The sequence below is a fragment of the Nocardioides sp. genome, from assembly GCF_036493135.1.
GTDB lineage: Bacteria > Actinomycetota > Actinomycetes > Propionibacteriales > Nocardioidaceae > Nocardioides.
Genome location: NZ_DASXQG010000047.1, coordinates 17,642 through 35,867, shown reverse-complemented (window position 1 = coordinate 35,867; position 18,226 = coordinate 17,642). Strand labels below are relative to the sequence as shown.

Here is an 18,226-nt window from a genome sequence, read left to right as displayed (position 1 = left end):
TCCTCCGATCCCGGCGGCCTCGTCACCCGGCCACCGCCACCCCTACCCGGCAAGCCGGGCGGTGCTGGTACGGATCGTCTTCTCCGACCGATCCCGCTCTCCCCGGAGGGAGTGCGTGGGAGAAGTTCTACGGCCTCCAAGCCCGCCGCCACAAGAGGTTTCGCGGGTGGATTTCGCCGTTCTGCGATTTCCTCAGGATGGTCCACAGCCCGGCCCGGATCCCTCCACAGTTTCCGGGCCGATGTCCACAGGATCGGCGTTCGGGTGTTGACGAGTGGTCCAGACCAGCAGGCACTCAGCGGGGCGCGATGAGAGGCGCGCTCGGAAATAGGTGAAGGGCCCTCATAGGTATGAGCTACAAGGGCCCTTCGGTGGTGTCCCATCGTGCCCCGGCACAAGTCCGTGGCCCGACGGTTCACCGTGGCGACCGGTACTGGTAACGCTCCCGGTCGATCCAGCCGGCTCCTCCGACCCCGGCGACCCCGTCACCTGGCCACCGCAGCCCCTCGCCGGCAAGCCGCCGAGGCACTGTCAGGATCTTCGTCTCCGACCGATCCCGCTCATCCCGAAGGATGAACGTGAGGAAAGTTCTAAAGGCTCAGACCCCGACGCCACAAGGGCTGTCGCGACATTTCTTCCACATACTTCGAGTTCCGGCGAGTCCTCCACAGACCGAGGCGGAGTCCTCCACAGTTCACACCCCGGATCTCCACAGATCCGAGCTCGGTCTGTGGAGACCGGCCGGTGTCGCCAGGGCCAACCTAGGCGCCGTCGCGCGCGCGCTCGAAGGCCGCCGCGATCTCGAGCAGACGTCGGTCGGCGCCGAACGGCGCCACCATCTGGACCCCCACCGGAAGCCCGTCCGTGGTCTCCCCCGCCGGCACCGAGATCGCCGGACATCCGGTGACGGTGATGACGTACGCCGAGCGCATCCAGTCCAGGTACGTCGCCACCGGGCGGCCGTTGATCGACCGGGGGAACTCCTGGTCGGCCGGGAACGGCGGCACCTGCGAGGTCGGCAGCAGCAGCACGTCGTACGACTCGAAGAACAGCCGCATCCGCTCGGCCAACGTGGTGCGCTGCCGGAAGGCGCGGGCGACGTCGGCGCCCGTGAGCGGCTCGCCTGCGCGGATGTTCTCGGCCAGCGACTGCTTGAACGAGTCGGGGTGGGCGGCGAGCAACTCGCCCATCGACGCCTGAAAGTGCCAGGCGCGCAGGGTGCGGAAGGTGTCGTCGGCGAGACCGAGGTCGGGGTACGCCGGCTCGACCGTCACCCCGGCCGCCTCGAAAGCCGACGCGGCCTCACCCAGGACACCCGCGACCTCGCCGTCCACCTCCAACAGGCCGCCGAGGTCGATGGTCACCGCGACGCGCAGGCCGTCCAGGTCCGCCTCGAGCGGGGGCGCGAAGAGCGAACCGGGCTCACCCAACGCCGTCGGGACGCGCGGGTCGGGTCCGGCCACGACCGAGAGCAGCAGCGCGAGGTCCTCGACGTTGCGCGCCAGGGGTCCGCCCACCGAGAGCGTCTCCCAGTAGTTGTCGGTCGGCCAGGACGGCACGCGCCCCAGCGACGGGCGCAGTCCGACGACCCCGCAGAACGACGCCGGGTTGCGCAGCGAGCCCCCCGTGTCCGAGCCGTCGGCGAGCGGCACCATCCCCGCGCGCACGGCACTCGCCGCTCCTCCGCTGGACCCGCCGGCGGACCGGGTCGGGTCGACCGGGTTGAGGGTCGTGCCGAAGACGGTGTTGAAGGTGTGCGACCCGGCCGCGAACTCCGGCACGTTCGTCTTGCCGATCGTCACCGCGCCGGCCGCCCGGATCCGCTCGACGACGAGGTCGTCGACGTCCGGCACGTGCTCGGCGAACAGCGGCGAGCCGTACGTCGTACGCCAGCCGGCGACGTCGTGGGTGTCCTTGAAGGCGAACGGCAGACCGTGCAGCGGCCCGAGCGCGTCGCCCCGCGCCGTCGCCTCGTCGGCGGCCACCGCGCCCGCACGTGCGCGCTCCTCGTCCAGGGACACGATCGCGTTCAGCCGCGGGTTGCGCTCGGCGATCCGGGCCAGGTGCAGGTCCAGCAGCTCGCGGGCGCTGATCTCGCGGCCGCGGACCGCCGCCGCCATCTGCCGCGCGGTCGAGTCGACCGTCAGCTCGCTCAACGGCGCCGCCGCCCGAACAGGCCGCCCGCGATCACGCCGAGCAGCACGAGCCCGGCGCCGACGGCGATGCCCTTGAGGAAGTCCTGCTGCGAGGACGCCGGGCGGGGTGGGGCGGTGAAGACCTGGCCGACCCCCGAGGAGGGGGCGCCGTCGGGCGTCGCCGACCGGGACACCGTCCGGTCGGGTGGGCCACCGTTTCCCCCGTTTCCACCGTTTCCGCCGTTTCCGCCGTGTACGCCGGTGGAGGCGATCGCGTTCGCGACGTTGCCGAAGAACTCACCGGCCATCCGCTTGGACACCGAGCCGAGCATCCGCTGGCCGACACCGCCGACCATCCCGCCGACGACCGCGTCGGCGTCGTACTCGACCACGGTCTGGTCGCCCGACTGCCGGAAGGTCACCTGCACCGTGGCGTCGATCGTCCCGGGCGCGCCGGCGCCCTGGAGCCGCATCACCAGCGACTCGTGCTCCTTCAGGTCCGAAAGCGCACACGTGCCGTCGTAGGTGCCGCGGATCGCGGCGACGCCGGCGGTCACGGTCATCGCGTAGGTGTGCTCCCCCGTCGTCTCCAGACGCTCACACCCTGGGATGGTGCGGACGAGGACGGCCGGGTCGAGGAGCGCGTCCCAGACCTGCCCCACAGGGAAGGGAATGGCTTCGCGACCGCTGATCCTCATGACGTCTCCTCGTGGCGTTGGCGCAGCTCGAACAGCTCGGACGGCGAGATCGGCATGGCGGTGATCGGGATGCCTTCGGCGTCCTCGATCGCCGAGGCGAAGACGGCCGCCGACGGGATCACCCCCGCCTCACCGGCGCCCTTGATGCCGAGCGGGTTCAAGGGGGACGGCGTCTCGAGGTGGTCGATGTCGACGTGCGCGGGCACCTCGGTCACGTAGGGCATCAGGAAGTCCATGAACGACGCGTTGACCAGCTGCCCGGACTCGTCGTACGCCATCCGCTCGTACAGCGCACCGCCCACCCCTTGCGCGACGCCGCCCTGGATCTGGCCCTCGACGATCATCGGGTTGATCAGGCGCCCGCAGTCGTGGACGACGGCGTACTTGAGGATCGTGATCTCGGCGGTGTCCGGGTCCGTCTCCACGATCACGGCGTGCATGCCGTTGGCGAACGTCGAGCGCTCGGGGCTGTAGAAGTCCTTGCCCTCCAGTCCCGGCTCGTCGTCCTCGGCCACGGGCGGCTTGCCCGGGTCGCCGACGGAGAACTGGGTCGCTGCCTTGGACGCCTCGTCGAAGGCATAGCGCAGCGGGTTGGACAGCACCGCCACCGTGCCCAGGTCGATCGACGCGTCGGTCCCTCTGACCGAGACGACGCCGTCGACGATCTCGAGGTCGTCCTCGGCCGCCTCCAGGGCCTCGGCGGCGATCCGCAGGACCTTCTCCCGCGCGCGCAGCGCGGCCAGATGCACGGCCGACCCGCTCATCACCGCGGCCCGCGAGGCGAAGGTCCCGACGGCGTACGGCATCCGGCGGGTGTCGCCGCTGACCACCTCGATGTTCTCGAACCGGACGCCGAGCGCGTCGGCGACGACCTGCGCGAACGCCGTGGCATGTCCCTGGCCCTGGGTCGTCAGCCCGATCGCGACCTTGACCCTGCCCGAGGTCTCGATGTGGACGTGTGCCCCCTCGTAGGGCCCCACTCCCGTGCCCTCGACGTAGCAGGCCAGGCCGATCCCCACCTGCCGTCCCTCACGCGCCAACTCCTCCCGGAACGCCGGAAACTCGTCCCAGCCGACCAGCGCCTTGAGCTTCTCCAGCGACGCCGGGTAGTCGCCGGAGTCGTACTCGAGCTCGCGGCCGTCCTGGAAGATCAGCCCCTGGTCGTAGGGGAACTCGTCGGGCTGGATGAAGTTGACCGAGCGCACCTCGGTGCGGTCGCGGCCGAGGGCCGCCGCGATCGCGTCCATGGTCCGCTCCATGACGTAGCAGCCCTGCGGCCGCCCGGCTCCGCGGTAGGGCGTCACCATCACGGTGTTGGTGTACAGGCTCTCGAAGACCACCCGGTAGGAGCCCGGCTTGTAGGGGCCGAGCAGCTGTGTGGAGGTGATGATCGGGACGATCAGCCCGTAGGGCGTGTAGGCGCCGTTGTCGTGCCAGAACTGCACGTCCAGCCCGAGGACGCGTCCCTCGTCGTCGTACCCGACCTCGACGTGGTGCACCTGGCCGCGCTCGTGGGCCGAGGAGATGAAATGCTCGCGGCGGTCCTCGGTGAACTTCACGACCGCGCCGAGCGACCGCGCGGCGAGCGGGACGAGCAGCTCCTCGGGCCACGGATGGTTGATCTTCACCCCGAAGCCGCCCCCGACGTCGGGCGTGATCACGTCGACCTGCGCAAGATCCATGCCGAGCTTGGCCGCGACGGCCGCACGGACACCGGTCGAGGTCTGGGTCGACGTCCAGACCGTGAGCCGTCCGATGTCGGGGTCCCAGCGAGCGACGGTCCCCCGGCCCTCCATCGGCATCGAGGCACTCCGCTCGATGGTGAGGTCGAGGCTCAGGGTGTGTGGCGCGGACGCGATCGCGGCCCGGGCGTCGCCGTTCTCCTGCTCCATGCGCGCGGCGACGTTGCCGGGTACGTCGTCGTGCACGAGGTGCGCCGCGGCCCGGGCGGCGTCGACGCCGACGACGGGAGGAAGGAACTCGTAGTCGACCCTGATCCGGCCGACGGCGTCCTCCGCGAGGTAGCGGTCGTCGGCCACCACGAACGCGATCGCCTCGCCGACGTAGTTGACCTCGTCCTTCGCCAGGGCGTACTGGGTGCGGCCGTGGGTCAGCTGCGGATGCGGGATCAGCAGCGGCAGCGGCTCTGCCATCTGCGGGGCCATCGCGCCGAGGTCCTCATGCGTCCAGACCACGTGCACGCCCTCGAGGTCGAGGACGGCGGAGACATCGATGTCGACGATCCGCGCGTGCGCGTGCGGCGATCGCAGGACGGCGGCGTGGAGCACTCCCCCGTCACCGTGGCCCACCAGCACGTCGTCGACGTATCGGCCCTTCCCGCGCAGGAAGCGCTGGTCCTCGACGCGCTGGACCTTCTCGCCGAACAGCTTCGTGCTCACGCGTCCCTCGCGATCTCCGAGGCACGCAGGACGGACTTCACGATGTTCGCGTAGCCCGTGCAGCGGCACAGGTTGCCGGCGATCATGTCGCGCGCTTCGTCCTCGGTGGGCTCGGGGTTGTCGCGCAGGCCGGCGGTGATCGTGGTCAGGAAGCCGGGCGTGCAGAAGCCGCACTGCAGCCCGTGGCACTCGGCGAAGGCCTGCTGCACCGGGCTCAGCCGACCGTCGGCGGAACCATCGCGTTCGGTCAGCCCCTCGACCGTCGTGATCTCGCTGTCGACCGCGGATACGGCGAACAGCAGGCACGACCGCATCGGCCGCCCATCCACCAGCACGGTGCAGGCACCGCAGACGCCGTGCTCGCAGCCGACGTGGGTGCCGGTCAGGCCGAGGTCGTGACGCAGTGCGTCGGAGAGCAGGCGCCGGGCGGGCACCCGTAGCTCGTGGGTGGCACCGTTGATCCTCAGCCGGACGTCATGGAGCTCCTCGCTCACGAGCGGCTCCTCGCGTCGTCGTACGCCGCGCGCAGGACGCGGGCGGTGAGCACCCGCACCAGCCGGCTGCGGTACGCCGCGGTCGCATGCAGGTCGTCGGCGGGGTCGAGCTCCTCCAGCGCGAGCTCGGCGGCGGCGGCGAGCGACTCGTCGGAGACGCCGCCGCCGAGGGCGGAGGTCACGTCGGCGACGGTCGGGATGTCCGAGACCGACAGGTATCCGGCGCGCGCCGAGACGACCCCGTCGCCGCCGTCCACCCGGACCACTGCGCCGACGCCGACCAGGGCGTAGTCGCCGTGCCGTCGGGCGATCTCCTCGAAGCCGACGCCTTCCTCGGGCGTGAGGGCGGGAAAGAACGCCTCCAGCGCGATCTCGTCGTGCTGGAGGGTCGACTCCATGGGCCCGGCGAAGAGCTCGCCGGCCGGGATCGTCCGGCTGCCCGAGGCCGAGGCGACGGTCACGGATCCGTCGAGGAGTGCGAGCACCATGGGCATCTCCGCGGCGGCGTCCGCGTGGACGATCGACCCGACCGTGGTCCCGCGGTTGCGGATGGTCGCGTGCGCGACGTGCGACAGGGCCAGGCAGACCAGCGGCTGGACGCGTCGTACCTCAGGCGACGCGAGCACGTCCGCGTGCCGCGCCAGCGCGCCGACGTGGACGCCCGCGTCGTCCACGCGTACGTGGTCGAGGTCGGGCAGCCCGTTGATGTCGACCAGGGACGTCGGCGCCGCGAGGCGCATCGACAGCAGCGGCACCAGACTCTGCCCGCCCGCGAGCACCTTCGCCCCCGGATCGGCCGCGAGGGCCTCCAGCGCGTGCTGGAGGCCCCGCGGTCGGATGTACAGGAACGGTGCCGGCTTCAAGTCACTCCTGGCTCGGGTCCGCCCGGTGCCCCGGCTCGGGCCTCGGCTCGTCGGCCTCCGGGTGCGAGAGCGCCTGGGTCGTGTAGTGCGTCCGGCTCGGTCCACGACCGTTCACCAGGTGGTAGAACACGATGACCATGATCGTGCCCAGGGCGATCCCGCTGAGCTCGAAGTTGTCGGTGATCTTCAAGGTCACGCCACCGATGCCCGCGATGAGGCCGGCGGAGAGGCCGACCAGGTTGACCGGGTCACCGAAGTCGACGCCGTTCTCGACCCAGATCTTCGCTCCCACCAGACCGATCATGCCGTACAGGATCACGGTGATGCCGCCGAGGACACCGCCCGGGGTCGCGCTGACGATCGCTCCGAACTTCGGACAGAGACCGAGCAGGATGGCGACGATCGCGGCCACGTAGTACGCCGCGGTCGAGTAGACCTTGGTGGCGCCCATGACCCCGATGTTCTCGGCGTACGTCGTGGTGGGCGAGCCACCGAACGCACTGGACAACGCGGTGGCGAAGCCGTCTGCCGCCAGGGCGCGACCCATGTAGGGGTCCAGATCGGTCTTGGTCATCTCGGCGACGGCCTTGACGTGACCGGTGTTCTCCGCGATCAGCGCGATCACGCCCGGCAGTACCAGCAGGATGAACGTCAGGTTGAAGCTCGGGCTGTGCACGACCGAGACACCGTCGGTCAGCTTGCCGTGAGGGAGCCCGACCCAGTCGGCCGCCTTCACCGCGGTCCACGAGATCCGGTCGTGGTCGATCGGCTTGCACCCCGCGCCGCCGCACGAGTTGATCTGGCCGAAGAGCGCGTCGGCCACCCAGGACAAAAGGTAGCCGAAGACCAGGGCGAGCAGCACCGCGATCCGGGCCCAGAAGCCCGGCAACAGACAGGCGGCACACACCATGAACGCGGCGGTGGCCAGGGCGATCCACTGGTCCTGCGGCCAGTAGATGCCTGCGACCACCGGAGCGAGGTTGAAGCCGATCAGCATCACGACGGCGCCGGTGACGGCGGGCGGTAGGACTTTGTGGATCACCTCGGCCCCGGCGAAGTGCACGAGGATGCCCACTGCTCCGAGGACGAGTCCGGCCACCAGGATCGCTCCGGTCACGTACGACGAGTCGCCGTTGTCGTGGGCCCGGATCGCCGCGACGCTGGCGACGAACGAGGCGCTGGTGCCCAGGTAGCTCGGCACCTTGTTCGACGTCACCAGCAGGAACAGGATCGTGCAGATGCCCGAGAACATGATTGCCAGGTTGGGGTCGAGCCCCATCACCAGGGGGAACACGAACGTGGCCCCGAACATCGCGACCACGTGTTGGGCCCCCAGCCCGACGGTCCTGCCCCAGGGGAGCCGTTCACCGGGTGCCACGGGCTCGCCGGGAGCCGGGGTCACCACCCGCCAGCTGAACATCGTCGACATCAGATCCTCCTCGATGCGCGGGGGCCGAGCACCCCGGTTGGTGAGGCACATCAGACACCCTTCCGACCGGATTTCCGCGCAGGAACGCCGATCGCGGCAGCCAGTGGTGGCGGAGGCAGCGGAACCACGCGGGGGCTAGCGTGAGCCCGTGACCTTCGACGCCACCTCCCGGGACCCGCGTCCGGCTCCCGTCCCGGTGGCCGCCCCACCCCGGGTCGCGGCGCGCGTCGAGAGCGCCGCCGACGGCCCGGTGCCGGTGCTCTATGCCGGCCTCGACACGGTCCATCTCGACGTCGCCGGCGGCGCTGTCGGGGTCGCGGCAGCGGATGCTCCCGGGCTCCCGCACAGCCTCCGTACCAATCTCGTTTCGCTGTCGTCATCCGGGGTCCCGACGGCTTATGTTGAGTCCGGGATCCTTCACCTGGACGGACGCGCCCTGGTGGTCGGTCGGCTCGTGGATGTTCGCGCGCCACGCCTCGATACGGCACGGATACCCAAGACGAGCCCGGCCGCCGATCAGGGAACCCCCCGGTCCCCCGGCGCCGGGCTCGTCGCCCTCCTGGAGGGCACCGACGTGGTTCACATCGACGCGGCAGCCGTCGCCGACCTGGTCGGCCGGGGCGACGGTCTGACCCCGCTCGGGGACGACGTCCTGTGCGGCTGGCTCGCCGTACATCGAGCCGCCGGCGTCGCCACGCCTGCGGTCGACGACGCCGTACGTCGCGCCCTGCCGCGCACCACGACCCTGTCCGCGACCCTCCTCGAGTGCGCGCTCGCCGGCGAGGTCGCCGACGTCGCCGCGGACTACCTACGCGCCCTGGGCACACCCCACGCGTCGGCCGCGCGGGCCGCGCTGGCCGCCCTCGGGCACACCTCCGGCGAGGGGCTCGCGCACGGCATCGACCTGGCCGTCGCGGCCCTGTCCGGGGAGGCCGCGGCATGACCTCGAGCACCAGCGACCACGTCGAGATCCGCACCGGCGTCTATGCCGACTCGGTCACCCTGCTCCAGGTGAGCCGCCGGATCCAGGAGCTGCCCGGGGTGAACGCCGCGCAGGTCGCGATGGCGACGCCGCTCAACGTCGAGGTCCTCGAGCGGATGAGGTTCGTGATTCCCGCCGACGCCACCGTCAACCACCTGGTCGTCGCGATCCGGCTGGACGGCGACGGTGACCTGGACGTCGTCCGCGCCGAGGTCGACCGTGCCCTGACCGAGCGTCGAGGTCAGGCTTCGGGACCCACCGAGGACGCGCCGCCTCGCACCACGACGGCGGCGCTTCGCCGCGAGCCGGGTTCGCTGGTGCTCGTCTCCGTGCCTGGCCCGAGCGCCGCCGTCGAGGCGATGGACGCCCTCGAGTCCGGCTCGGACGTGATGGTGTTCAGCGACAACGTCCCGGTCGAGCAGGAGGTCGCGCTCAAGCGGTACGCCGCCGGCCGCGACCTGCTCGTGATGGGGCCAGACTGCGGTACCGCCGTGGTCGGCGGGCTCGGGCTGGGGTTCGCCAACGTCGTCCCGCCCGGCCCGGTCGGGATCGTGGCGGCGTCCGGCACCGGCTGCCAGCAGGTGCTCGCCCTGCTCGACCATGGCGGTGTCGGCGTCACCACCGCGTACGGCGTGGGCGGGCGCGACCTGTCCGCCGAGGTCGGCGGGCTGGCGACCCGCACCGCCCTGGCCCGGCTCGACGCCGATCCGGGGGTGGAGCTGGCCGTGCTGATCTCCAAGCCCCCGGCCGACGAGGTCGCCGGCGAGCTCACGGCGTACACCGGATCGCTGGGGACGCCGGTCCTCCTGGCGCTCCTCGGCGCCGGTCGCCCCGACCTCACCGCCGCCACGGAAGACCTGCTGCGCGCGCTCGGCCGCGACGTACCGACCTGGCCGGTGCGCGGAGAGACCCGGACGGCCACCGGCACGCGGCTGCACGGGCTGTTCGTCGGCGGCACGATGAAGCAGGAGGCGGCGGTGCTGGTGACCGCGGCCGGTGTCCCCCCGGAGCGGGCCGAGCTCATCGACTTCGGCGACGACGAGTACACGATCGGCCGAGCCCATCCGATGATCGACCCGTCCCTGCGACTCGAGCGCCTGGCCGAGGTCGCCGCCGACGAGACGACCGGCGTGGTGCTGATGGACGTGGTGCTCGGGCATGGCGCCGAGGAGGACCCGGCGGCCTCCCTCGCACCGGCGATCGACGGCATCCGGCCGCCGGTGGTGATCACGGTCGTGGGCACCGCGCACGATCCGCAGGGGCTGGACCGCCAGGTCGACGCGCTCGTCGCGGCCGGGGCCGAGGTCCACCTGTCCAACGCCCACGCGACCCGGCGCGCGCTCGAGATCCTGGGAGGTTCCCGATGACCAGCCCCGCGAGCGAGCACGTCGCCGACCGCGTGGTCAGCGTCGGGGCCGACCTGCTCGCCCAGGCCGTCGAGGACCAGGCCGCACCGGTCTCGCGGGTCGACTGGCGGCCGCCGCTGCCCGGCACCGAGGACGACCTCGCAACCGTGGCGCTCGACCCGCTGCGACCCGACGCCAACGCGCAGGCGCTGGCGCGGATGCTCGCGGTCCAGGCAGTGCTTGTCGACGTGCTGCCCGCTCACGAGGCGATCGGGCTGGAGAGGGGTGAGTTCCTGCACGCGGGCCCGCCGATCACCTGGGAGGACGCGTCAGGACCGCTCCGGGGCGCGCTGATGGGCGGTGCCGTGCTCGAGGGCCTGGTCGACACGCCCGAGGAGGCTGTCGCGCTGCTCGAGGGCGGGCTGCACGTGCGGCTCGAGCCCTGTCACCATCGCCGCGCCGTCGGTCCGATGGCGGGTGTCGTGACGCCGAGCATGTGGATGTTCGTGCTCGAGGACCCCGCCACCGGCGCCCGTACCCATTGCACGCTGAACGAAGGCCTCGGCAAGGTGCTCCGGTACGGCGCGTACTCCCCCGAGGTGCTCACCCGCCTGCACTGGATGAACGACGTGCTCGGCCCACTCCTCCAGCGCGCGGTGCGGGCGAGCGAGCCGGTCGACGTGACCGCGATCCTCGGTCAGATGCTGCAGATGGGCGACGAGGCGCACAACCGCAACCGGGCCGGCACGCTGATGTTCCTGCGCGACCTCGGCCCAGCGCTGGTCGAGAGCGGCGGCGACATCTCCGACGTGGCCGAGGCACTCCGGTTCGTCGGCGGGAACGACCACTTCTTCCTCAACCTCGCGATGCCGGCCTGCAAGCTCGCCCTCGACGCGGCGCGCGACGTACCGGGCTCGACGATGGTGGTGGCGATGTCGCGCAACGGAACCGACTTCGGCATCCAGGTCTCCGGCGCCGGCGACGAGTGGTTCACCGGTCCCGCGCAGGTGGCCGACGGGCTCTACCTCGGCGACTTCGGGCCGGAGGACGCGAACCCCGACATCGGCGACTCGGCGATCACCGAGACCGCCGGTCTGGGCGGCTTCGCGATGGCGACGGCGCCGGCGATCGTGCGGTTCGTGGGCGGATCGGTGCCGGACGCCCTGGCGACCACGCGGCGGATGCAGGAGATCACGCTCGGGGAGAACCCCCGCTGGAGCGTGCCCGTGCTCGAGTTCGCCGGTGTGCCGTCGGGCATCGACGTGACGAAGGTCTGCCGCACCGGGATCCTCCCGCAGATCAACACCGGGATGGCCGGGCGCGTGGCCGGGGTCGGCCAGGTCGGTGCCGGGCTGGTGAACCCGCCTGAGGAGATCTTCCCCCAGGCACTGACCAGGCTGGCCGAGCTCACTCGGGCACGCGCGCGATAGTACGTATCAATCGGCCGGTCCGATACCGGTCGATTGATACGTACTATCGAGTCAGGGCCGGACGCCAGAACGCCCGCTTGATGTCGACGTTCCCGGTCGCTCGCAGCGGCGTGCCCTCCTCGAGGTAGTACGGACGGGCGTCGACGTCGTGGCTCGGCGGCAGCGAGCCGTCGGCGCGGACGACGCGCCACCACGGCACGGGGCCACCGTGCTGGGCCATCACCGAGCCGACGAGCCGTGGCCCGCCGCCGCCGGCGACCTGACCGACCACCTCCGCGATCGCGCCGTACGTCGTGACCCGGCCGCGCGGGACCCGTTCGACGCAGCCGAGGACGAGCTCGACGTACTGCTCGTGGTCGAGGGCCACCTCCTCACATCCGCCGGTCGCCCGACGACGGATAGAGCACCGTCGCCAGCACGGCCATCGCCAGCCCGATCGCCAGCCCGAGCACCCAGTACGACGCGGACGTGGCCCGGCCCGCCTCGGCGTCCACCACGATCCAGGTGACGGGCGCGACCGCCCACAGCAGTACGCCGCGGCGGGCCCACAGCAGGAGCGCCCCCGCGTCGGGGGCCAGCCGCGGCGGACCGTACGACGCGAGGGTGCCGGCGAGGTGGGCGGCCAGGAGAGCAGCCGCGGCCGCGATCGAGGTGAGTGGCAGGCCGTCCCCCACCTCGACCACCCACCAGCCCAACACGATGGCCAGCGCTCCGCTGCCGACGTAGTGCTCGGGCATCACCGCGAAGGCGAACGAGAAGATCGCGACGACCAACACGATCCACACGTGCGGCGTGTAGCCCTGCGGCGACCCGGCCAAGAGGGCGACGATCGGCCCGAGGAAGATCACCAGCCGCAGCGCCCATCCGCCACCGGGGAACCGCCGCCTCACCGGGCACCCGCCCGGGGCAGCTGGGCCCGGAGCGCCAGCCGCCGGACCACCTCCTCGAGGGTCCGCGGGCCGTGCCACGGGACGACCGGGCAGCCGGCCGCAGCGAGTCGCTCCAGGACGTGGCGCCGCTCGATCAACCGCATCCGCCAGGCGAACGACGCGATCTCCGGGTCGGTCTCGGTCGACACCGACGGCGCGGCGTCCTCGGGCAGGGTGTCGACGACGATCACCGGCAGGCCGCGCCGCAGAAGCCGGACGGCGAGCGTCGCCATCCCGTCGGACAGCATCGGGCTGAGGACCACCACCATGGTGCCGGCGACGGTCCGGAAGTCGATGTGCTCGACCTCCACGTCGTGCGGGAAGCCGGGCCGGGTGTGCGCCATCTGGCCGAGGATGCGGCGCAGATGGCGGGTGCCCGACCCGTACCCGACGTGCTCGCCACCGGTGCTCACCACGCGCAGGGACACCCGGTCGCCTTGCCGGATGTACTGCTCGGCGATGGCCGTGGTCGCCCGCATCGCGACGTCGAGGCTGGACTCGTCACCGTCGATCCCCTTCGAGACGCCGTAGTCGGCCAGCGCATCGACGATGAGGAGCAGGGCGGTGTCCTCCTCCGACCGGGTGGACACCACGTGCAGCGATCCGGTGCGCAGGGAGATGCGCCAGTTGATGCGTCGCATCCGATCGCCCGAGTGGTACGCCCGAACCGAGGAGAACTCCGTGCCGTCGCCCTCGCGTCCGGAGCGGTGTGCGCCGATCAGCCCGATCGGCTGCGGGGCCGCCGCCGTCGCGTCGTACGCCGCGGTCGTGGGCAGCACCGAGACCTCGCGTCCGACGAAGGCGACCGGGCCCCAGCGGTACCCGGCCCAACGGCTGAACAGGGCGACCTTCTCCTCGCCGATCCGGCGCTGGCCCCAGCGGCGGGGCGAGATGTACAACGGGCGCGGTCGGTCCACGAGGTGGCCGATGGCGCCGGTGACGGGTCGCAGCGCGACGTGCTCGGCCTGGGCGGCGACCCGGGTCACGAACTCGGTCTCGTCGGCCGGCTGGATCTCCAGTCGCGACGTCGTGCCCTGGCCCTCGTGCAGCACGGGGTACGTCGTGCCGGGCAGGACGAGTGGGCGTTCACGAGGCTTGTTCAGCAGCCCGGCCGCACCCAGCACCACGAGCGGGGCGACGAGCACGACCGCCACCGGACGGCCCAGGGCGAGCGCCAGCGCGAGGCCCACCCCGGACACCAGCAGGGCACGGGCGAGGGCTCCCGACGCGCGCCACTCGGTCATCGCTCGAAGCTCTCCAGAGTGCTCGGGCTGGGCACCGAGCCGAGCACGGCGTCGACGACGTGTGCGCCGCTGGCCTGGGTCATCCACAGCTCGGGCTTGACCGTGATCCGGTGGGACAGCACGGCACGGGCGACGGCCTTGACGTCCTCGGGGATCACGTAGTCACGGCCGCGGACGAGTGCGAACCCGCGCGCCGCCAGCGCCAGCCCCAAGGAGCCGCGCGGGGAGGACCCGGTCAGGACGTCCTTGTGGTCGCGGGTCGCGGTGGCGAGCGCGACGCAGTACCGGGAGACGGTGTCGTCCACGGTCACGGTCTCGACGGCGGCCTGCATCGCCCTCAGCCCGGCACCGTCGGTCAGCCGGCGCAGGTCGATCTCCTCCTGCCCCCGGGCCAGCCGGCGCTGCACCACGTCGTACTCCTCGTCGGAGGTCGGGTACCCGAAGCTGACCCGCATCAGGAAGCGGTCCAGCTGCGCCTCGGGCAGCGGGTAGGTGCCTTCGTACTCGATCGGGTTCGCGGTCGCCAGCACGTGGAAGGGCTCGGCCAGGGGGAACGTCTCTCCCTCGACGGTCACCTGGCGTTCCTGCATCGCCTCCAGCAGGGCCGACTGCGTCTTGGGCGGCGTGCGGTTGATCTCGTCGGCCAGCAGGATGCCGGTGAACAACGGGCCGCGGCGGAACTCGAAGGACCCCTCCTGCTGGTTGTAGAGGAACGAGCCGGTGATGTCGGCGGGCAGCAGGTCAGGGGTGAACTGCACGCGGCTGAACTCCAAGCCCAGCACCTGCGCCAGGCTGCGCGCCGCGAGGGTCTTGCCCAGGCCCGGGAAGTCCTCGAGCAGCACGTGGCCCTTGGCGAGCACCGCGGAGAGCACCATCGTCAGCGGGAGACGCTTGCCGACGATGGCCTGCTCCACCTCGTCGAGCACCGCCCTGGCGAGCTCCGAGGCCTCGGCCACGGTCATCGCCGGGCGGGCGGGCGGGGACACGGACGACTGGGTCACGGTGACAGCTCCTCGATCCGTCGGATGCACTCCTCGAGCGTGCCTCGACCGAGCTGACGAGGCCCCGAGTCGAGAACCTCGCACAGCGTAGGCCCCAGCCGCTCGTCGACACCCGGGTCACCTCGCTGGAGGCCGAGCTCGGAGAGGCGTCCCAGGGTGAGCACCGAGAGCCTGTGCTGGAGCACCGGCTCGACCATGCGGGACGTCAGGTGGTTCTCCAGCATCCGCACGTTCCGGTTGAGACCCGGGTCTTGGCCTGCCGGGTGCACCGAGCGGGCGGAGACGACCTCCCAGTCCGGCGCAGGCACCGTGGTCAGGTCGATCACGAGGCCGATCGCGAACACCCCGACCCCGATCAGCAGGACCATCCGCAGCACGTCGGGAGTGACGTGCTCGTAGCGGGAGACACCCACCGCGGCCAGCAGCAGGATCAGCGAGATCACCACCCGCGAGACCCACCAGCGCTTCCTGAGCGTGGTCATCGCGCCATCGTCCGACCCGAGCCGATCGTGTCGCGAATCTGCGCCAGGGCTTCGACCGCCTGCTGTCGGTCGGCCTCGGTGATCTCGTGCTCGGAGAAGCGCGCCTCGCGGTACAACGTGGCCAGCCGCGACACCGCCGAGGCCTCGGCCGAGACCACGTCGAGCAGCCGCAGGGTGAACTCCGAGGAGGTCTCCCAGGGCTTCCGCGCCAGGCCCACGCGCTCGGCCTGCTCCTCGAAGCGCTCCCAGCACGCCACGATCGCGTTGCGTGGCTCTCCCCCGAGGAGCAGCTCCAGCTGGAGGTCGGCGTCCCGCTGCATCTCCTCGACCAGTGGCTCGGGATCGTCGAGCACGTCGAAGTCCAGCTCGAGGGGCGCGGGCTCGCGGCTCCGGCGGGCCCGGATGTCCTCGGCCACCCAGCGCAGCCCACGCCACAGCAGCGACAGCAGCCACAACACCAGGGCGATCCGCAGGACGGTGCCGATCAGACCCGCGGCCGGCAGGCCGGAGCGCCCCGGGTGGAACGGGGCCGCCTGGTTCGGCCCCGGCGACTGCGTGGGGGAGGAGGACGACGGCTGTGCCGTCGGCGCGTGGAAGATCGAGTCGCGCGGCGTGCCGTGGACCAGGCCGGAGGGGCCGACCCCGGCGGCGACGCCGACGAGCAGCACCACGAGGACGACCCCGGCGAGGCTGAACCCGAGCGCCAGGGCGCCCGCACGGCGGGGTTGCATGTGCGCAACCTAGCCCGAACCCGGGCCGGCTCCACGCCCCCGGTTCGACAACGATTGGGTAACGCCCCTGGACGACGGCGAGCCCCCGCTCGGAGGCGGGGGCTCGCCGACCGGAGTCTGGTTCAGAGGATCGGGTTGAACGGCTCCGTGCCGTTGACCAGCCGCAACCCGGCGATCCCCGAGTGCGCCTGGGCGAACGCGAGCTCCTTGGCGAGGTCGCCGATGTTGTTCGACAGCGGCAGCGGGGCGAGACCTAGCGTCGACAGCACGCCGATCGCCTTGCCGCCCTGGGTCATGAAGCCCGACCCGGAGTCACCGGGGATCCCCGGGGACAGGGTGTAGAGCGGGTGGCTCCACCCGCCGTCGGCGGTCTGGTCGCCGAGGCTGATCCCGGTGTGGGGCGACAGCGGCGACAGTCCACCTCGGAGGCTGGAGTTGCCGTAGGTCCACACGCGGTCACCGGTCGCGGTGCCGTCGGTGTCGATGCCGGTCGGGCCGCCCCAGAACGGCACGCTCGGGTTGACCTTGGACACGTCGCCCGCGTCGAGCCTGACCAGGGCGAGATCGTTGTAGGCGCACGTGTTGGCGTCGGTCGTGCCCAGCCGGTGCTCGGTGACCCACGAGCTGTAGGCGAGCGTGCCGTGCCCGACGATCGTGCCCTCGCTGGCGACGTTGCCGTCGTTGGTCAGGTCCACCCTCGTGCCGAGGGGCACGGAGCCGGTCTGGCACCCGTTGGTGTCCGTCGACGAGCCCGTGCCGGCGCAGTGGGCCGCGTAGCCGAGGTAGGTGTTGCCGGCGGCGTCGCTGAACACGAAGTTGCCGGTGCACTGGGCACCGGCGGTGTACATCATCGTGCCGGGGTGGATCTGCGCGGTCGAGGCGGGTGCCCAGGCGACCGCAGCCGCTGACGGCGTGCTGGTCATCGCCGTCGCGAGCGCCGCTGCGGCGAGCACCGCGAACGCAGCCGACACCCGGCACGCGAACGAAGAGACGGATCGGGTCATGAGGATGGGGCCTCCTGAGGTGCGGCACCGGCGGGGCGCCGGCGCCTGTGGGTGACACGTGGTTCGGGAGGTCCAACGCCCCAGGGCTGCGCAGGTTACGGACCGGTAACCGCTGCGAGACATGATGGGCGCGTGCCCGGCTACTTCCCGTACGACGTGGAGGCACCGCCACCGGCGAGCGGCCTCGTCGCCGACCGGATCACGACCCCCCTGGGTCGGGTCCGGGTGCTGCGGCCGAGCACGGTCACCCCGACGACGATGTTCCTGCACGGCGTCTCGCTCGACAGTGGTTGCTGGACACCGCTGGTGCGGGCGTCCGGCCGCGACGACCTGCCGTGGCTGCTCGTCGACCTGCCGGGCTTCGGTGGCTCCGACCCGCTGCCCGGTCCGGTCTCCCTGGACGCGATCGGCGACGCGTTGCTCGCCGTCCTCGACGACGCCGGGGTCGGGGCAATGCACCTGGTCGGTCACTCGATGGGCGGCTTCCTGGGTCTGCACGTCGCCGCGCGGCACCCCGGCCGGGTCCGGTCACTGGCGACCCTGAACGGCACGTACGTGACGATCCTCGATCTGGTGAACGACCCGCTGCGGGCCGCGGCGCGCCACCCCCGCACCTGGGCGACGTACCAGGGCGTGCGGCTCGTCGCCGGCGGTGGGCACCTGGTGCAGGGCGCCATCGCCGCCGGCGCCCGCACCGGACTCCTCCGTTGGGGCACCGGCGGGCTGGCGGCGCGGCCGTCCGCGCTGCCCGACTCCCTGTTGCGCGCCCTGGCGGAAGGGGGTCGGCCGCAGTCCTTCCGGTACGCCGAGGCCACCGGCCGCGGCTACGACTGGCGGACGACGTGGCGCGACGTGCGGGCACCGGTGCTGGCGGGCTTCGGCGACCGCGACCGCCTGGTCACGGCGTACGACGCGCGCGCGCTGCGCGAGGTGCTCCCGGCCGCCCACCAGGTCGTGCTCGGCGGGACGTCCCACCTGTCCCCCATGGAGCGGCCCGACGACTGGATCATCGAGCTGGAGCGCCTCTGGGACGCGGGCTGACACATCACCGGATCATCC

17 protein-coding genes are annotated in these 18,226 nt (G+C 71.9%); 4 read left to right on the top strand and 13 right to left on the bottom strand.

All coding sequences use genetic code 11. The features are described 5' to 3' along the window. Positions 1–761: 761 nt before the first annotated feature. Genes VGJ24_RS08165 through VGJ24_RS08140 form a run of 6 tightly spaced genes read right to left on the bottom strand, consistent with a single transcriptional unit; the run spans position 762 to position 8,018 of the window. The gene (locus VGJ24_RS08165; protein ID WP_331500031.1) at positions 762–2,156 is read right to left on the bottom strand and encodes an amidase; all 1,395 of its coding nucleotides are present in this window, start codon (positions 2,154–2,156) and stop codon (positions 762–764) included. After that, positions 2,153–2,833, bottom strand: coding sequence for a carbon monoxide dehydrogenase subunit G (locus VGJ24_RS08160; RefSeq protein ID WP_331500030.1), 681 nt, complete (start codon positions 2,831–2,833; stop codon positions 2,153–2,155). The genes VGJ24_RS08165 and VGJ24_RS08160 overlap by 4 nt, the downstream gene beginning before the upstream one ends. After that, entirely contained in the window at positions 2,830–5,232 is a 2,403-nt protein-coding gene (gene cutA / locus VGJ24_RS08155) for an aerobic carbon-monoxide dehydrogenase large subunit (RefSeq protein WP_331500029.1), read from the bottom strand. Before cutA ends, VGJ24_RS08160 begins: the two co-directional genes overlap by 4 nt. Beyond that, positions 5,229–5,726, bottom strand: a complete 498-nt coding sequence (locus VGJ24_RS08150; RefSeq protein ID WP_331500028.1) for a (2Fe-2S)-binding protein — start codon at positions 5,724–5,726, stop codon at positions 5,229–5,231. Before VGJ24_RS08150 ends, cutA begins: the two co-directional genes overlap by 4 nt. Continuing rightward, complete coding sequence (locus VGJ24_RS08145) at positions 5,723–6,589, bottom strand: FAD binding domain-containing protein (protein ID WP_331500027.1); 867 nt, start codon at positions 6,587–6,589, stop codon at positions 5,723–5,725. The genes VGJ24_RS08150 and VGJ24_RS08145 overlap by 4 nt, the downstream gene beginning before the upstream one ends. Before the next feature lies 1 nt (position 6,590). Continuing rightward, on the bottom strand, positions 6,591–8,018 hold the full coding sequence (locus VGJ24_RS08140; protein ID WP_414691052.1) for a uracil-xanthine permease family protein: 1,428 nt from the start codon (positions 8,016–8,018) through the stop codon (positions 6,591–6,593). Positions 8,019–8,166: 148 nt separating this feature from the next. Here VGJ24_RS08140 and VGJ24_RS08135 point away from each other — a divergent pair, with 148 nt between their 5' ends. The 3 genes from VGJ24_RS08135 to VGJ24_RS08125 are packed head-to-tail and all read left to right on the top strand — an operon-like array spanning position 8,167 to position 11,776. Then, positions 8,167–8,961, top strand: a complete 795-nt coding sequence (locus VGJ24_RS08135; RefSeq protein WP_331500025.1) for a DUF2877 domain-containing protein — start codon at positions 8,167–8,169, stop codon at positions 8,959–8,961. Then, positions 8,958–10,367 (top strand): FdrA family protein, encoded by a 1,410-nt coding sequence (locus VGJ24_RS08130; protein WP_331500023.1) that lies wholly within the window; start codon positions 8,958–8,960, stop codon positions 10,365–10,367. The genes VGJ24_RS08135 and VGJ24_RS08130 overlap by 4 nt, the downstream gene beginning before the upstream one ends. Continuing rightward, positions 10,364–11,776, top strand: coding sequence for a DUF1116 domain-containing protein (locus VGJ24_RS08125; protein ID WP_331500022.1), 1,413 nt, complete (start codon positions 10,364–10,366; stop codon positions 11,774–11,776). The genes VGJ24_RS08130 and VGJ24_RS08125 overlap by 4 nt, the downstream gene beginning before the upstream one ends. A 43-nt stretch (positions 11,777–11,819) precedes the next feature. Here VGJ24_RS08125 and VGJ24_RS08120 read toward each other — a convergent pair whose 3' ends face one another. From VGJ24_RS08120 to VGJ24_RS08090, 7 genes are all read right to left on the bottom strand, one after another. Then, positions 11,820–12,143: an MGMT family protein gene (locus VGJ24_RS08120; RefSeq protein WP_331500021.1), complete on the bottom strand. Its 324-nt coding sequence runs from the start codon at positions 12,141–12,143 to the stop codon at positions 11,820–11,822. Positions 12,144–12,147: 4 nt separating this feature from the next. Beyond that, positions 12,148–12,666: a hypothetical protein gene (locus tag VGJ24_RS08115; protein WP_331500020.1), complete on the bottom strand. Its 519-nt coding sequence runs from the start codon at positions 12,664–12,666 to the stop codon at positions 12,148–12,150. Further along, positions 12,663–13,949 carry a DUF58 domain-containing protein gene (locus VGJ24_RS08110; RefSeq protein ID WP_331500019.1) on the bottom strand — a complete coding sequence of 429 codons (1,287 nt, stop codon included), beginning with the start codon at positions 13,947–13,949 and terminating at the stop codon, positions 12,663–12,665. The genes VGJ24_RS08115 and VGJ24_RS08110 overlap by 4 nt, the downstream gene beginning before the upstream one ends. Then, positions 13,946–14,950 carry an AAA family ATPase gene (locus VGJ24_RS08105; RefSeq protein ID WP_414691051.1) on the bottom strand — a complete coding sequence of 335 codons (1,005 nt, stop codon included), beginning with the start codon at positions 14,948–14,950 and terminating at the stop codon, positions 13,946–13,948. The genes VGJ24_RS08110 and VGJ24_RS08105 overlap by 4 nt, the downstream gene beginning before the upstream one ends. Further along, entirely contained in the window at positions 14,947–15,432 is a 486-nt protein-coding gene (locus VGJ24_RS08100; protein WP_331500018.1) for a hypothetical protein, read from the bottom strand. Before VGJ24_RS08100 ends, VGJ24_RS08105 begins: the two co-directional genes overlap by 4 nt. Further along, on the bottom strand, positions 15,429–16,163 hold the full coding sequence (locus tag VGJ24_RS08095; protein ID WP_331500017.1) for a DUF4129 domain-containing protein: 735 nt from the start codon (positions 16,161–16,163) through the stop codon (positions 15,429–15,431). Before VGJ24_RS08095 ends, VGJ24_RS08100 begins: the two co-directional genes overlap by 4 nt. 122 nt (positions 16,164–16,285) lie before the next feature. Further along, positions 16,286–17,167 (bottom strand): hypothetical protein, encoded by an 882-nt coding sequence (locus tag VGJ24_RS08090; RefSeq protein WP_331500016.1) that lies wholly within the window; start codon positions 17,165–17,167, stop codon positions 16,286–16,288. 132 nt (positions 17,168–17,299) lie between these two features. On the opposite strand from VGJ24_RS08090, the gene VGJ24_RS08085 reads away from it, so the two are divergent. Further along, the gene (locus VGJ24_RS08085) at positions 17,300–18,208 is read left to right on the top strand and encodes an alpha/beta fold hydrolase (RefSeq protein ID WP_331500015.1); all 909 of its coding nucleotides are present in this window, start codon (positions 17,300–17,302) and stop codon (positions 18,206–18,208) included. The last annotated feature ends 18 nt before the right edge of the window (positions 18,209–18,226 follow it).